Source organism: Mesorhizobium sp. LSJC269B00 (genome assembly GCF_000502815.1).
In the GTDB taxonomy this organism is placed as follows: Bacteria; Pseudomonadota; Alphaproteobacteria; order Rhizobiales; family Rhizobiaceae; genus Mesorhizobium.
Genome location: NZ_AYVN01000009.1, coordinates 108757 through 123177 on the forward strand (window position 1 = coordinate 108757; position 14421 = coordinate 123177).

Below are 14421 nucleotides of genomic sequence, written 5' to 3' on the forward strand. Positions count from 1 at the left end.
CATGAAAATCACCCGCCGTTCGCTGCTTGCCGGCGCGCCGCTTGCCGCCGGCCTCATCGCCGCCGGCCTGCCGCGCCTGGCCTTTGCGCAAGCCGCAGCCGTCAAGTTCCGCTACCTCGCCAGCCGTGGCAGCATCTCCCCGCACGAGCTGGCCGACGAGCTCGGCTACTTCAAAGGGCTCGGCGTCGAGCTGGAGAATGTCGGCTATTCCTCGGGTGGACCGGAATCGCTGTTTGCGCTGTCTTCCGGCAGCGTCGACATCGGCTCGGCCGCCACCGCAGCGGTGATCAACTCGATCTCCGGCGGCAACGACTTCGTCGCGGCGTATCCGAGCAACGGCATCAACAAGGATGTGAAGAGCGTCTTCTACGTGCTGGAAGACAGCCCGATCAAATCGATCGCCGACATTGCCGGCAAGACCATCTCGGTCAACACGCTCGGCGCTCATCTCGACTATACGGTGCGTGAGGCCCTGCACAGCGTCGGCCTGCCGCCGACCGCCGCCAACCTCATTGTCGTGCCCGGCCCGCAGCTTGAGCAGACGCTGCGCTCGCGCCAGGTCGACATTGCCGGCCTCGGCTACTGGCAGGCGACCTTTGCCGGCGCGCTGGTCGCCAACGGCGGCGTGCGCGGCGTGTTCGACGACACCCAGGTGCTCGGCGAACTCGCCGGCGGCTTCGTCGTACTCAGGCGCGACTTCATTGCCGCCAACCCGGATGCGGCGCGCAACTTCGTCGAACAGTCGGCGCGCGCCTCGGACTGGTCGCGCCAGAACCCGGACGAAGCCCGCAAGGTGCTGGCCACTATCCTCGACAAGCGCGGCGAAAACGGCGATCTCGCCCGCTACTGGACCGGCTTTGGTCTGCGCGAAGGTGCGCAGGCGACCGATCGCGACATCGACTTCTGGGTCGCCGTGCTGGAGCGAGACGGCCGTCTGGCCAAGGGCAAGCTGAAAGCCGCCGACATCCTGTACCGGCCCGGCGAAACCAAGATCAACTGAGCTTTGAAATAGCTGAGAGACAAGATGGCCGGTTCCAACCGTGGCGGAGAGGTCTCGATCCGCGACCTGTCCAAATCCTTCAGCCTCGGCGGGCGCCAGCTTGCCGTGCTGCGGACGCTCAACCTCGACATTCGTTCGGGGGAATGCCTGGTCATCGTCGGCGCCAGCGGCTCCGGCAAGACCACGCTGCTGCGTATTCTGGCCGGGCTGGAGGCGGCCGACAGCGGCGGTGTCGCGATCGACGGCCAGCCGGTGCATGGCGTCGGCGCCGAGCGTGCCGTGATCTTCCAGGAACCGCGGCTGCTGCCGTGGCTGAGCGTGCTCGGCAATGTCGCGTTCGGCCTCGAAGTGCGCGGTGTTCCCAAGAGGCAGGCCGAGGAACGCGCCCGCTTCTACGTCGCCCTGGTCGGCCTTGCCGAATTCGCCGATGCTTTTCCGAGCCAGCTTTCCGGCGGCATGGCGCAGCGCGTCGGCATCGCCCGGGCGCTCACCGTGCAGCCCGAGATCCTCCTGCTCGACGAGCCGCTGGGGGCCCTGGACGCCATGACCAAGATCGGCATGCAGGAGGAACTGGCGCGCATCTGGAGCGAGGAGAACGTCACCATGGTGATGGTCACCCACGATCTGGAGGAGGCGATCTATCTGGCTGACCGGGTGCTGATCCTGCCCAAGGAGAAAGGCGGCGCGGCGCGGTTGATCGACATCGACCTGCCACGCCCGCGCGAGCGCAGCGAGAGCCGCTTCGTGCGCTACCGTGAAGAATTGCTGCGCGAATTCGGATTGCACTGATCAAGGGAAGGGGCCAGCCGTGGCTCCCCCGGAAGATTAGCTCTCGCGATTATTGCTTGGTGAACGTGCCCGTATAGGTTCGGTCGGCAAGCCCATAGGTGACGGCCAGCGTTCCGTCCGCCTGAATGACCGCGCTGACGTCCGCGCCATTGGGAAGGCGCCGCAGTTTCAACGTGTTGCCGAAAATCTTGCCTTCGCCATCGGCCACGCCCGGTTTGTTGTCGGCGACATCGCCCCAGGCATAGGTGGCGGTGACATTGCCGCCGCGCGTAATCGTCAGCACGGCGAGCTTGCCGTCATACATCCCGTCCAGCTGTCCGCCCCATATGCCGGAAAACGCGACATATTTGGCCGGGACGCCTTCGCCGGGCGGCATAACCCGCACGGATGGATCGAGGACCGCCGCACCATCAGGAGCAGAGATCGCGGCAGGCTCCATGGGCTGAGGTGCGGGCGGCGATGATGGTTCAGGCGCCGACTGGCAGGCGACAAGCATGAATGCCGCGAAACCGAGCGTCGGAAAGAGACTGTTTGGTGGAGCCAATCGGGATCGAACCGACGACCTCTTGAATGCCATTCAAGCGCTCTCCCAACTGAGCTATGGCCCCACTCCGGCAGTCAGCCGTCGCCGTTGCCGGCGAGAGGTCCGGCGCGGGTTTCAGGACCGCGCCGTTTAGTGCAGGCGGCTTCTAACCCCGCCTTCCCTGAAGATCAAGCCTTCGAGGGCCGCTTTTTCGTCATAGCCCGTGAACGCCGCTAAATGCATGCGTTCGAAGCGTTCTTAGACTTCGTCGTCGTCGTCGCCGACGCCGATCATGTCGGCGACATCGTCGTCTTCTTCCTCTTCGTCGGCAAGGAAAGTATCGTCCTCATCGTCGCCTAGATCGACATCGTCCTCGTCGTCGCCCAGGTCGGGAAGCTCGTCGCCGGCCTTGACGTCTTCGTCGGCCTCTTCAAGCGAGACGACTTCAACGCCTTCTTCTTCCTCGGCGTCCACTTCCTTCTCGGCCACTTCCTCTTCCTCTTCGAGGGCGGCGATCTTGCCGTCCTCGAAATAGGAACGCGGATACGTCTTGCCCGTATAGGGCGAGACGACAGGGTCCTTGTTCAGGTCGTAGAATTTTCGGCCCGTTTCAGGGTCGACACGCTTTGTGCCAAGTTCGTTTTTTGCCACGTCAAGCCTCGTCAGTAAAAGAGTGGTCCCCTTAACCACAGTTTACCGCGCTGTCAAAGCGAAAAGCCGGCGTCACAAAACCAAGCACTGAAAGGCCTCGCGCCAAGCGACGACCATGGGGATGACCATTCGTGCCCGCCGTGATACGAGACCGCCGCAACAAATGAAAAGCGCCGGTGCGCCGGCATTCCGTCCAGGGAAATTCCATGTCTCACGCCGCCGCTGCCAAGCCGGCCACCGCCCGCAAATCATCCGCCCTTTCCGGCACCGCTCGCGTGCCGGGCGACAAGTCGATTTCGCACCGTTCCATGATGTTCGGCGGCCTTGCCTCCGGCGAAACCCGCGTCACCGGCCTGCTCGAAGGCGAGGATGTGATGCGCACGGCGGCCGCCATGAAGGCGATGGGCGCGCATATCGAGAAGCGCGGCGCCGAGTGGGTGATCCGCGGCACCGGCAATGGCGCGCTGCTGCAGCCGGAAGGCCCGCTCGATTTCGGCAATGCCGGTACCGGCTCCCGCCTCACAATGGGCCTCGTCGGCACTTACGACATGGAAACGACCTTCATCGGCGACGCATCGCTGTCGGGACGGCCGATGGGCCGCGTGCTCGAACCCTTGCGCCAGATGGGCGTGCAGGTGCTGAAGGCGACGCCGGGCGACCGCATGCCGATCACGCTGCATGGGCCGAAACACGCCGCACCCATTACCTACCGCGTGCCGATGGCCTCGGCGCAGGTGAAGTCGGCCGTGCTGCTGGCAGGCCTCAACACGCCCGGCATCACCACCGTGATCGAACCGGTGATGACGCGCGATCATACCGAAAAGATGCTTAGGGGATTTGGCGCCAATCTCTCGGTCGAGACCGACGAGCGCGGCGTGCGCCACATCTTCATCGAGGGCCAGGGCAAATTGACGGGGCAGACCATCGCCGTGCCCGGCGACCCCTCCTCGGCCGGCTTCCCGCTGGTCGCGGCACTGATCGTGCCGGGTTCGGACATCGTCATCGAGAACGTGCTGATGAACCCCACCCGCACCGGCCTGCTTCTAACGTTGCAGGAAATGGGCGGCCAGATCGACATCTTGAACCCGCGCAATGCCGGCGGCGAGGATGTTGCCGATCTGCGCGTGCGCTACTCCGAGCTCAAGGGCGTCACCGTGCCGCCCGAGCGGGCGCCGTCTATGATCGACGAATATCCGGTGCTGGCGGTTGCCGCGAGCTTCGCCGAGGGCGAGACGTTGATGCAGGGGCTGGAAGAGCTGCGGGTGAAGGAATCCGACCGACTGGCAGCGGTTGCCAATGGGCTGAAGCTCAACGGCGTCGACTGCGCCGAAGGCGAAGCTTCGCTCGCGGTGCGCGGAAAGCCCGGCGGCAAGGGGCTGGGCGGCCATCCCAATGGCCAGGACACGACGGTGCAGACGCATCTCGACCATCGTATCGCCATGAGCTTCCTGGTAATGGGGCTGGCAACGGAAAAGCCGGTGACCATCGACGACGCCGCCATGATCGCGACGAGTTTCCCGGAGTTCATGGGTCTGATGACGGGGCTCGGTGCGGAGATCGGGTAGGTTGATGCCAAGCGCAAAGCAAGCAGAGATGTCGGCGGGACAGCGCCCCCCTCTGTCCTGCCGGACATCTCCCCCTCAAGGGGGGAGATCGGCCGTCACAGCGGCTTTCGCCAGTTTTCGAAATTGCAGGAAAGAGTGGGGCGCAGAAGCTTCTGATCTCCCCTCTGGAGGGGGAGATGTCCGGCAGGACAGAGGGGGGCGCGAAGGATCGCGGCGTCTGTCTTTCGTGTTGGCCCGCCAATGACCTTCACCATCGCCATCGACGGTCCCGCCGGCGCCGGCAAAGGCACGCTGGCCCGACGGCTGGCCGACCACTACCGCCTCAACCTGCTCGACACCGGCCTCACCTACCGCGCCGTCGCCTATGCGTTGATCCGGCACGCGCTGCCACTCGACAATGTCTCAGCAGCCGAAACCGCCGCACGCCAGGTCGATCTGGCAAAGCTCGACCGTGCGGTGCTGTCGGCGCATGCGGTTGGCGAGGCGGCCTCGAAGGTCGCGATTTACCCTACCGTCCGGCGCATCCTGGTCGAAAAGCAGCGCGATTTCGCCAGGACACCGCCAGGCGCGGTGCTCGACGGGCGCGACATCGGCACGGTTGTGTGCCCTGACGCCGACATAAAGCTCTATGTGACGGCGAGCGCCGAAGTGCGGGCGCAGCGCCGGCTGGCCGAGATCGAAAGCATCGGCGGCACCGCCGATTTCGCCGAAATTCTTGCCGATATTGTGCGCCGCGACGAGCGCGACATGGGCCGCGCCGACTCGCCGCTGAAGCCGGCGGCGGACGCGCACTTGCTTGATACCTCCGAAATGGCTATAGAGGCCGCGTTTCTGGCGGCCAAAGCGATCATCGACGACGCCCTGGCCAAGAGAGACAAAGCCTGATCCAGGGTTTTCCCGCTCCACCGATTGCCGGAAGCGAAGAAAATACCCATATCGGGCACGAACCAGCCTGCCAGCATTCTTCATGCGCCGGAATTGCCGCTTAGGCGGCCCAGGGCTTTTGTAGCCCGGAACGCCGGCAGGCCAACGCAACGCTAACCCACGGCGCCCGTCCCGCTTCAGATGCGGGGCACTCCAGGAGAAAATATGTCAGCTGCAAATCCCACTCGCGACGATTTCGCGAGCCTGCTCGAAGAATCATTTACCACCGGTCACTCCGGCGAAGGTCAGGTCGTCAAGGGCACGATCCTGGCGATCGAAAAAGACATGGCCATCATCGATGTCGGCCTCAAGGTCGAAGGCCGCGTGCCGCTGAAGGAATTCGGCGTCAAGGGCAAGGACTCGACGCTCAAGGTCGGCGACACGGTCGAGGTCATGGTCGAGCGCATCGAAAACGCGCTGGGCGAAGCCGTCCTGTCGCGCGACAAGGCCCGCCGCGAAGAGAGCTGGGTCAAGCTCGAAGAGAAGTTCACCAAGGGTGAGCGCGTCGAAGGCGTCATCTTCAACCAGGTCAAGGGCGGCTTCACCGTCGACCTCGACGGCGCCGTGGCCTTCCTGCCGCGCAGCCAGGTCGATATCCGCCCGATCCGCGATGTCTCTCCGCTGATGCACAACCCGCAGCCCTTCGAGATCCTCAAGATGGATCGCCGCCGCGGCAACATCGTGGTGTCGCGCCGCACCGTGCTCGAGGAAAGCCGCGCCGAACAGCGTTCGGAAATCGTGCAGAACCTCGAAGAAGGCCAGGTTGTCGAAGGCGTCGTCAAGAACATCACCGATTACGGTGCGTTCGTCGACCTCGGCGGCATCGATGGCCTGCTGCATGTCACCGACATGGCATGGCGCCGCGTCAACCACCCGACCGAGATCCTCAACATCGGTCAGACGGTCAAGGTGCAGATCATCCGCATCAACCAGGAAACCCACCGCATCTCGCTCGGCATGAAGCAGCTCGAGAGCGATCCGTGGTCCGAGATCGGCACCAAGTTCCCGATCGGCAAGAAGATCAAGGGTACCGTCACCAACATCACCGACTACGGCGCGTTCGTCGAGCTGGAGCCGGGCATCGAAGGCCTCATCCACGTTTCGGAAATGTCGTGGACCAAGAAGAACGTGCACCCCGGCAAGATCCTGTCGACGACGCAGGAAGTCGACGTGGTCGTGCTCGAGGTCGATCCGGCCAAGCGCCGCATCTCGCTCGGCCTCAAGCAGACGCTCGAGAATCCGTGGCAGGCTTTTGCCGCGAGCCATCCGGTCGGCAGCCAGGTCGAGGGCGAGGTCAAGAACAAGACCGAGTTCGGCCTGTTCATCGGCCTTGAAGGCGACGTGGACGGCATGGTGCACCTCTCGGACCTCGACTGGACCCGTCCGGGCGAGCAGGTCATCGAAGAGTACAATCGCGGCGACATGGTCAAGGCGCAGGTGCTCGACGTCGACATCGACAAGGAGCGCATCTCGCTCGGCATCAAGCAGCTGGCCAAGGATACGGTCGGCGAAGCGGCGACTTCAGGCGAACTGCGCAAGAACGCGGTCGTCACCTGCGAAGTCACCGGCATCAAGGATGGCGGCCTGGAAGTGCGGCTGGTCGACAGCGGCATAGAGACCTTCATCAAGCGCAACGACCTCAGCCGTGACCGTGACGAGCAGCGCCCCGAGCGCTTCTCGGTCGGCCAGAAGCTGGACGCCCGCGTCATCGCCTTCGACAAGAAGACCCGCAAGCTGCAGGTCTCGATCAAGGCGCTGGAAATCGCCGAAGAGAAGGAAGCCGTCGCACAGTACGGCTCTACCGACTCCGGCGCTTCGCTGGGCGACATCCTTGGCGCCGCGCTGAAGAAGCAGGGCAGCTAAGCCGCTTTGCGCGCAGCGCGTAAGCCGCTTCGCGCAAGCGTAAGCCTCGGCTGCGCCTCGCGCGCAGCCTGAACAAGAAAACCCGCGGGCCGCAAGGCTCGCGGGTTTTTCATGCTCGGCTGCGCGATTGGCACTAGACTAAGACTGTGCAACCCCTTCAATTCCACACGCGCGGTTGTAGGCTCGGCCGTCGTTGCAGACGTAAACACGGAAGTCCGGCCCTTCGGGCAACGGAGAAGCATGCGGGATGAAGGTCGTCGAACTCTATCGCTATCCGGTCAAGAGCCTGCGCGGCCATGCCGTGCCGAGCGCCGACATCGAGACAATGGGCATGGAAGGCGACCGCCGCTGGATGGTCGTCGACAAGGATGGGCAGTTCCTCACCATTCGCCAGATACCTGATATGACGACGATCGACGTCGAGCATCGCGGAACGGGCATCCTGTTGAAACATGACAGGCATGGCTCGCACTTCGTCGAGGCTCCGGCTCCCGGCACCGCGCTCCGGCAAGTCAAGATCTGGAAGGATATGGCTGCCGCGCGGCCGGGCGATCCGGCCGCCGGCGCCTATCTCTCGGCTATTCTTGGCCGGCCTGTCGATCTCGTCTATTTCGACGATCCGCAAAACCGGCCGGTCGATGCGGAATTCGGCCAGCCCGGCGATTTCGTCGGCTTTGCCGACGGTTTTCCGCTGCTGATCGCCACGACAGGCTCGCTGAACCATCTGAACAGCCATCTTGCCAGGCCCATCGAGATGGCGCGGTTCCGGCCAAACATCGTCGTCGACGCAGAAGGCGCATGGCCTGAAGACAGCTGGAAGACGATCCGCATCGGCACGGTGGAGTTGCGGATCGCAAAGCCCTGCTCGCGCTGCGTCATCACCACCCGAGATCCGTTGAGCGGCGAGCAGCCGGACCCGCGCGAGCCGTTGCAGACGCTTGGCAAACTCCACCGCTCCGCCAAGGGCGGCATCATCTTCGGCCAGAATGCGATTCCCAACAACGCCGGCGCGATCGCCATCGGCGACGCAGTCGAGGTCGTGGAAGCGGGCGTCTCGAACCTGACGTAGTCGCAGGCCTTCTAATGCCGTGGAGGCGTCGGCGGACGCCATGATTGAATGGCCAACCTCCGCTGTAGACTCAGGCGAGGTCGGCAAAGGCCGCCATCGGAAGCCAAACCAAATGAGTCGCCTGCGCGGCGGAACTTCAGGCGCGGCCGTAAAGTGGCGCCAGCGTTCCGCTCATTGCCAGATTGGCCGGTGATGCCAGATAGGCGATTGCCTCGGCGGCGGCTTCGAGGCTGACCCATTTGCCGAAATCGGCATCCGGCATGTCGGCGCGGTTGGCCGGCGTATCGAGCGTCGAGGGCGCCACCGCGTTGACCAGTATGCCTTTGTGCTTCAGCTCTTCCGCCATCGCCACGGTCATCGCCGCCACTGCCGCTTTGCTCGCGGTATAGGCGACCATGCCGGCGCCTCGGCGCGGGTCGAGCCCGGCGCGTGCCGTGACATTGACGATGCGGCCCGCTGTGTTCGAGCCCAACATGGAGCGCACTGCCGCGCGGCAGCACAGAAAGGCGGTGCGGGCGTTGGTGTCCATCATTTCGGCAAAGGATGCGGATTCGATCTTCTCGACCGGGGCTGCGGCAAAGCCGCCGGCCAGATGGATGGAGGCCCACAATTCGGGGACGCTGTCATAGAAGGCATCGACCTTGGCAGGATCGGCGAGATCGACATTGTGCGCCAGCCGGACGCGATCATGGGCCGCGAAGGGGAAATGCGAGGGGGCCGACGCGTGGGCATTCGGCACATGGCAGATCGCGCCGTCCGCCAGCAATTTGCCGACGACCGCGGCACCCAGCGCCCCGGTGCCACCGGTCACCACGATATGCTTGCCCTGAACTGTTTCCGTCATCCTGGACGCTCCTGTCGTTTCTTATGATTATGTCGCTTGTCGTGCCGCGCCGACGCAGAGCGTCGCGCCTTTTGCACGATCACTCAACCGACATCTCGACATGGCAGTTGTTGCGTCTTTGCATCGCTCGAAGTCGCCGACCGCCCCCTTCTGACCCGCGCATTGACGTAAAGCGCGCGGTCAAGCGTCAGTCGATGGTGATTTCGATGACGTGCGGCAGTCTGGTTGCGCGTGCGCGTTTGAGCGCATCGGCGAGACCGGCAGTACCGGCAAGCCGTTCGGCTGATATGCCGTAGGCCTCGGCCAGCTTGCAGAAATCCGGCGGCGCCGGCGACACGCCGACCGGCTCGACGCCGACATCGAGCATCGACGTTTCGATCTCGCGATAGCATCTGTTGTTCCAGACGACGAAGATGACCGGTGCGGGTGCATCGAGCGCCGCGCCCAGCTCCGGCAAGGTGAACTGGAAGCCGCCGTCGCCGGTGAGGCAGACCACCGGCACGCCGGGCATGGCAAGGGCTGCGCCGATCGCCGCCGGTGGTCCGTAGCCGAGCGCGCCGAAACCGGTGGCGGCATTGAACCAGCCGCCTGGCCGGTCATGGTCGTAGTAAAGGTTGGCGGCGTAGATCGGCTGGGTGGAATCGCCGACGATGATGGCGCCCGGCAGCGCGTCGCGAATGGTTTCCACCGCACGCACCTGCGCGGCATAGGCCGGGCTGAGCTCGGCAAAGGCCGCCTTTCTCGACGCGGCTGCGCGGCTCTCGCCGTCCTTCGCCGCGGCATGATCAGGGTGGAGCGCGCCAAGCAGTGCGCCAAGCGCCTCCGCGCAATCGGCCTGGATGCCGACGCTCACCGGGCGGCGGGCGAGCTGGTCGGCGCCGATATCGATGCGGATCAGATTGGCGGGCAGCACGAAGCCGCCATCGCTGTAACCGTCATAGTCGGTCGGGCCGAATTCGGTGCCGGCGGCGATGACCAGATCGGCGTCTGCCATCAGCGCACGCACCGCCTTCAGGCTGGGGCTGGCCGGCACGCAAAGCGGATGTGCATGCAGCAGACCGCGCGCATTGGCGGTCTGGGCGACAGGCGCGCCGAGCCGCTCGGCCAAAAGCTGCAATGGCTGTTCGGCGCGCTTGGCGCCGCCACCGGCAAGGATCAGCGGCCGGCGCGCGGCTGCGATCAGTTTGGCTGCCTCGGCAATGGCCGCGCCATCCGGCGCCGGCGGCGCTGCATTGGTGAGCGAAGCAGCGATGCCGTCGGCCGGTTTGACCATGACGTCGGTCGGGATCTCGATATGGACGGGGCCCGGCCGCGACGACGAAAACAGCGCGAAGGCCCGCGCCAAAGCGCCAGGCAATTCGCTGGCCTCGGTGACACGCTGCGAAAACAGCGCCACCTTCTCCATCATGCCGCGCTGGTCCGGCAGTTCGTGCAGGAAGCCCAGTCCCTTTCCCAACGTCGGCATCGCGTTGACGCCCGAAATCACCAGCATCGGCACCGAATCGGCGCGCGCCTGGCCCATTGCGGTGATGGTGTTGGTCAGCCCCGGTCCGGTGATGACAAAGGCAACGCCCGGCCGGCCGCTGGCACGGGCATAGCCGTCGGCCATGAAGCCGGCGCCCTGTTCGTGACGCGGCGTGACATGGCGTATCTTTGAACGCGCCAGCCCGCGATAAAGCTCGACAGTGTGGACGCCAGGAATGCCGAAAACGGTGTCGACGCCATGCGCTTCGAGCAGCGTGATGAGGGCTTCGCCGATGGTGGTCATGGGTTCTCTCCCTTTTGCGGCGCGAGGCCGAGCTCGGCCTCTATGGCTTTGACGCCGATCGCCGCCAATTCGCCAGGCGAGAACATCTCTGCGGCCAGACAGCCTTCGATCCAGAGCCCGTCGATGATCGCGTTGATGGCAATGGCATGGCGGCGCAGTTCATTTGCGTTTGGCCTGCGCTGCTCGGCGCCGAGCACTTCGGCAACGACTGCTTCCACCTCGTTGCGAAAGCCAAGATAGCCTTCGCGGTGGGCGCGAGCCAGGCTCGGATCCGCGCCGGCGCGGCCGATGAAGGTTGCCCACAGCGAAAACACGCGTGCATCGATGATCGGCGCGTTGAGGTTGGCGGTAACGAAGGCCGCAAGGCGCTGGCGCGGCGAGGCGTCTTCCATGAGCAATGCCGCCTTCGCCCGCTCGGTCATGCGGCCCATCAGCGCCGCGTACGTTTCCTGCAGCAAGTCTTCCTTGCCGGGGAAATAGTGCCGGATCAGCCCGGCGGTGACACCGGCGCGCAGTGCGATGGTGCGCAGGCTGGCGCCCTCCAGCCCATGTTCGGCCACGCTGTCCAGGGTCGCGTCGATCAGATCCTGCCGCCGCCGCTCCTCGCCCTCGCGGCGGAACTTGCGGCGCTCATTCATTGCCGCAGGATGGGCCGCGTCAGGCATGTCGGCCCACCTTCGCAGGCGATGCAGAGGGCATCCGCCTCGAAGATTTGAACCGTGCAGCCGGCGGCTTCCATCGCGGCCCTGGTCTTGGGAAAGCCGGCGACGGCAATGACCTTGTGCGGGCTGGTCGGCAGCACGTTCAGGCTGAGGCCGTTGGACGCGGCAAACTCTTCGGCGTCGCCTTCCACCAGCCGGATGCCGCGCGCCTTCAGCAACTGATAGAACGGCGCCGGCAAAAGCGGTGAATAGACCAGGGCCAGGTCGTCGGCCAGCGGGCTGATCACCGACATCAGATGCAGGCACGCCTCCTCGCCCTGCCACAGCGGCAGATCGAAACCGTAGACGGAAATGCCGAGCGGCGTCAGCAGATTGGAAACCTGCTGTATGCCTTCCTGGTTGGAGCGCACCCCGCGCCCGATCACCAGCGTGCTGGGATCCAGCCATACGCAATCGCCGCCTTCTACCTGGCCGGGAGCCTGGACGCGGCCGAGGATGGGAATACCCAGGCGTGTGTAGGTTTCCTCATGCAGCGATGGCTCCCGGGCGCGCAATGGCTTGCCCATGGACAGGATCAGCGCGCCGCGGTCGGTCATCAGCGACGGGTCGTGGGTGAATACGGAATCCGACAGCCCGTCGGCCTTGTCATCGATCCATTCGATTTCGGCGCCGGACGCCGTCACCAGCTCAGCGAGAGCCGCGTGCTGCGCCGCCGCTTTCGCCGGGTCGAAACCCGGGCCATAGTGCCAGGTAGCCCGGTCGGCACCGCGCATGGCATTGGCCGCCGACCGCATCAGCACGCGCCGCAACGGCGCCGCCATGGATTGTGATCCGAAAGCGCTCATCAGTGCCCCTTTCAATGCCGTGTTCAAGGTGAAAAAAATGGAAAAATTTTCATCGGAGGCTATTTATACACTTGCACAATAAGGCCGCAAGTGCCGTAATGAGCGGGATTGACGGGCTCGCGCTGTTGGGTCCATGCTGAAGTCTGGAGTGGGCATTACAGCGTATGTTGATTAGCCGGATAGACGTTCGACGATCTGCCGTGGACCCTGTGGCAGAGGTTCCCCGGTGAGCGCGGCGGGAACCGCCGCAGTCCAATCCGGCAAGGCGCAGGACGGCGCCGCCGAAGCCATCCATGTCGAGAACCTGCACAAGAAATTCGGCCATCTGCATGTGCTGAAAGGCGTTTCGCTGTCGGCGCGCGACGGCGAGGTGATCGCCATTATCGGCGGCTCGGGTTCCGGCAAGTCGACGCTGCTGCGCTGCATCAACTGCCTGGAAAACCCGACCAGCGGCATCATCCGCGTCAATGGCGAGGAGATCAAACTCAAGGCCGACAGCCACGGCCACACCGTGCCCGCCGACCGCCGGCAGATCGAACGCATCCGCGCCAAGCTCGGCATGGTGTTCCAGAACTTCAACCTGTGGAGCCACATGACGCTGATCGAGAACGTCATCGAGGTTCCGGTGCATGTTCTGGGCGTAAGACGCGACGTGGCGATCAGGGAAGCCGAAAAGCTTTTGGCGCGCGTCGGCCTCGCCGAAAAGCGCGACGTCTATCCGGCCTATCTCTCCGGCGGTCAGCAGCAGCGCGCGGCGATCGCCCGCGCCCTGGCCATCAACCCGCGCGTCATGCTGTTCGACGAGCCGACCTCGGCGCTCGACCCGGAGCTGGTTGGCGAGGTGCTGAAGGTGATCGGCGACCTGGCGCACGAGGGCCGCACCATGGTGCTGGTCACGCATGAAATGAAATTCGCCCGCGAGGTCGCGACCCATGTCGTCTACCTCTGCAACGGGCTGGTCGAGGAAGAGGGGCCGCCGGAGCAGATATTCGGCGCACCGAAATCCGAAAGGCTGAAGCAGTTCATCCGCAACATCGGCTAGGAAGCCGGGACGGAAGAAAACCGGGAACCAACAACAAACTGGGAGTCGTGACATGAAGACTGTTCTGAAAACATTCGCCGCAGCGCTGCTGCTCGGCGTCGCCGCCATGGGCGTGGCCAAGGCCGATCCGGTCAAGATCGGCGTCGCCGCCGAGCCCTATCCGCCCTTCACCTCGCCGGACGCTTCCGGCAAATGGGTTGGCTGGGAAATCGAGTTCATCGACGCCGTCTGCGCCGAGGAGAAGCTCGACTGCGTCATCACGCCTGTCGCCTGGGACGGCATCATCCCGGCGCTGACGACCAAGAAGATCGACGTCATCGCCAGTTCGATGTCGATCACTGCCGAACGCGAGAAGACCATCGACTTCTCGGATAAGTACTACAACACGCCGACCGCCATCATCGGGCCGAAGGACCAGAAATTCGGCGCCACGCCGGACGATCTCAAGGGCAAAGTGCTCGGCGTGCAGGTGTCGACCACCCATTCGGCCTATGCCAAGAAGCATTTCGGGCCCACGGCCGCCGAGATCAAGGAATACCAGACGCAGGACGAAGCCAACAACGATCTGGCCGCAGGCCGCCTCGACGCCGTCCAGGCGGATTCGATCGCGCTCGACGCATTCCTGAAGTCGGACCAGGGCAAGGCCTGCTGCGATCTGAAGGGCATGGTGGCTCCGGACGATGAAGTGCTCGGACCGGGCGTGGGCGCCGGCGTGCGCAAGGAAGACACCGACCTTAAGGCCAAGATCAACGCCGGCATCAAGGCGATCCGCTCGAACGGCAAATATGACGAGATATCGAAGAAATACTTCGATTTCGACATTTACGGTGGTGGCGGCGCGCAGTCGAACTGACGATCCTCGCATGAGCTAGGGGG

14 protein-coding genes and 1 tRNA gene are annotated in these 14421 nt (G+C 64.4%); 8 read left to right on the forward strand and 7 right to left on the reverse strand.

The genetic code is table 11. From position 1 onward, the window contains the following. Position 1 precedes the first annotated feature (1 nt). Entirely contained in the window at positions 2 to 1000 is a 999-nt protein-coding gene (locus X771_RS144245) for an ABC transporter substrate-binding protein (RefSeq protein ID WP_023671310.1), read from the forward strand. Between the two features lie 24 nt (positions 1001 to 1024). Beyond that, positions 1025 to 1789, forward strand: coding sequence for an ABC transporter ATP-binding protein (locus X771_RS144240; protein WP_023671311.1), 765 nt, complete (start codon positions 1025 to 1027; stop codon positions 1787 to 1789). A 49-nt stretch (positions 1790 to 1838) separates the two neighbouring features. Here X771_RS144240 and X771_RS0134490 read toward each other — a convergent pair whose 3' ends face one another. The 3 genes from X771_RS0134490 to X771_RS144230 form a co-directional block, all read right to left on the reverse strand. Then, the gene (locus tag X771_RS0134490; protein WP_245259937.1) at positions 1839 to 2174 is read right to left on the reverse strand and encodes a hypothetical protein; all 336 of its coding nucleotides are present in this window, start codon (positions 2172 to 2174) and stop codon (positions 1839 to 1841) included. A 147-nt stretch (positions 2175 to 2321) separates the two neighbouring features. Further along, positions 2322 to 2397 (reverse strand) — tRNA-Ala (locus X771_RS144235). A 173-nt stretch (positions 2398 to 2570) separates the two neighbouring features. Beyond that, entirely contained in the window at positions 2571 to 2963 is a 393-nt protein-coding gene (locus X771_RS144230) for a TIGR02300 family protein (RefSeq protein WP_023671313.1), read from the reverse strand. Positions 2964 to 3169: 206 nt separating this feature from the next. Between X771_RS144230 and aroA the strand changes: the two genes are divergently transcribed. From aroA to X771_RS144210, 4 genes are all read left to right on the forward strand, one after another. Then, positions 3170 to 4528, forward strand: a complete 1359-nt coding sequence (gene aroA / locus X771_RS144225) for a 3-phosphoshikimate 1-carboxyvinyltransferase (RefSeq protein WP_023671314.1) — start codon at positions 3170 to 3172, stop codon at positions 4526 to 4528. A gap of 240 nt (positions 4529 to 4768) precedes the next feature. Then, positions 4769 to 5413 carry a (d)CMP kinase gene (cmk, locus tag X771_RS144220; protein ID WP_023671315.1) on the forward strand — a complete coding sequence of 215 codons (645 nt, stop codon included), beginning with the start codon at positions 4769 to 4771 and terminating at the stop codon, positions 5411 to 5413. Positions 5414 to 5617: 204 nt separating this feature from the next. Continuing rightward, positions 5618 to 7315 carry a 30S ribosomal protein S1 gene (gene rpsA, locus X771_RS144215; protein WP_023671316.1) on the forward strand — a complete coding sequence of 566 codons (1698 nt, stop codon included), beginning with the start codon at positions 5618 to 5620 and terminating at the stop codon, positions 7313 to 7315. Between the two features lie 247 nt (positions 7316 to 7562). Further along, positions 7563 to 8384 (forward strand): MOSC domain-containing protein, encoded by an 822-nt coding sequence (locus X771_RS144210; RefSeq protein ID WP_023689216.1) that lies wholly within the window; start codon positions 7563 to 7565, stop codon positions 8382 to 8384. Between the two features lie 136 nt (positions 8385 to 8520). On the opposite strand, the gene X771_RS144205 is transcribed toward X771_RS144210, so the two are convergent. The 4 genes from X771_RS144205 to X771_RS144190 all read right to left on the reverse strand — a co-directional run bounded on the left by X771_RS144205 (position 8521) and on the right by X771_RS144190 (position 12503). Beyond that, the gene (locus X771_RS144205; protein ID WP_023671318.1) at positions 8521 to 9228 is read right to left on the reverse strand and encodes an SDR family NAD(P)-dependent oxidoreductase; all 708 of its coding nucleotides are present in this window, start codon (positions 9226 to 9228) and stop codon (positions 8521 to 8523) included. 187 nt (positions 9229 to 9415) lie between these two features. Continuing rightward, complete coding sequence (locus tag X771_RS144200; protein ID WP_023689217.1) at positions 9416 to 10996, reverse strand: 5-guanidino-2-oxopentanoate decarboxylase; 1581 nt, start codon at positions 10994 to 10996, stop codon at positions 9416 to 9418. Further along, positions 10993 to 11661: a TetR family transcriptional regulator C-terminal domain-containing protein gene (locus X771_RS144195; protein ID WP_023689218.1), complete on the reverse strand. Its 669-nt coding sequence runs from the start codon at positions 11659 to 11661 to the stop codon at positions 10993 to 10995. The genes X771_RS144200 and X771_RS144195 overlap by 4 nt, the downstream gene beginning before the upstream one ends. Next, the gene (locus tag X771_RS144190) at positions 11631 to 12503 is read right to left on the reverse strand and encodes a dimethylarginine dimethylaminohydrolase family protein (RefSeq protein WP_023689219.1); all 873 of its coding nucleotides are present in this window, start codon (positions 12501 to 12503) and stop codon (positions 11631 to 11633) included. The genes X771_RS144195 and X771_RS144190 overlap by 31 nt, the downstream gene beginning before the upstream one ends. Before the next feature lie 226 nt (positions 12504 to 12729). Between X771_RS144190 and X771_RS144185 the strand changes: the two genes are divergently transcribed. Next, entirely contained in the window at positions 12730 to 13545 is an 816-nt protein-coding gene (locus X771_RS144185; protein WP_023689220.1) for an ABC transporter ATP-binding protein, read from the forward strand. A gap of 52 nt (positions 13546 to 13597) precedes the next feature. After that, on the forward strand, positions 13598 to 14398 hold the full coding sequence (locus tag X771_RS144180) for a transporter substrate-binding domain-containing protein (protein ID WP_023671323.1): 801 nt from the start codon (positions 13598 to 13600) through the stop codon (positions 14396 to 14398). Positions 14399 to 14421: the final 23 nt, after the last annotated feature.

Excerpts from the sequence above, each read along its gene's own strand:
- X771_RS144245 (WP_023671310.1), top strand. The coding sequence starts at position 2 with ATGAAAATCACCCGCCGTTCGCTGCTTGCCGGCGCGCCGCTTGCCGCC.
- X771_RS144240 (WP_023671311.1), top strand. The coding sequence starts at position 1,025 with ATGGCCGGTTCCAACCGTGGCGGAGAGGTCTCGATCCGCGACCTGTCC.
- aroA (WP_023671314.1), top strand. The coding sequence starts at position 3,170 with ATGTCTCACGCCGCCGCTGCCAAGCCGGCCACCGCCCGCAAATCATCC.
- cmk (WP_023671315.1), top strand. The coding sequence starts at position 4,769 with ATGACCTTCACCATCGCCATCGACGGTCCCGCCGGCGCCGGCAAAGGC.
- rpsA (WP_023671316.1), top strand. The coding sequence starts at position 5,618 with ATGTCAGCTGCAAATCCCACTCGCGACGATTTCGCGAGCCTGCTCGAA.
- X771_RS144210 (WP_023689216.1), top strand. The coding sequence starts at position 7,563 with ATGAAGGTCGTCGAACTCTATCGCTATCCGGTCAAGAGCCTGCGCGGC.
- X771_RS144205 (WP_023671318.1), bottom strand. The coding sequence starts at position 9,228 with ATGACGGAAACAGTTCAGGGCAAGCATATCGTGGTGACCGGTGGCACC.
- X771_RS144200 (WP_023689217.1), bottom strand. The coding sequence starts at position 10,996 with ATGACCACCATCGGCGAAGCCCTCATCACGCTGCTCGAAGCGCATGGC.
- X771_RS144195 (WP_023689218.1), bottom strand. The coding sequence starts at position 11,661 with ATGCCTGACGCGGCCCATCCTGCGGCAATGAATGAGCGCCGCAAGTTC.
- X771_RS144190 (WP_023689219.1), bottom strand. The coding sequence starts at position 12,503 with ATGAGCGCTTTCGGATCACAATCCATGGCGGCGCCGTTGCGGCGCGTG.
- X771_RS144180 (WP_023671323.1), top strand. The coding sequence starts at position 13,598 with ATGAAGACTGTTCTGAAAACATTCGCCGCAGCGCTGCTGCTCGGCGTC.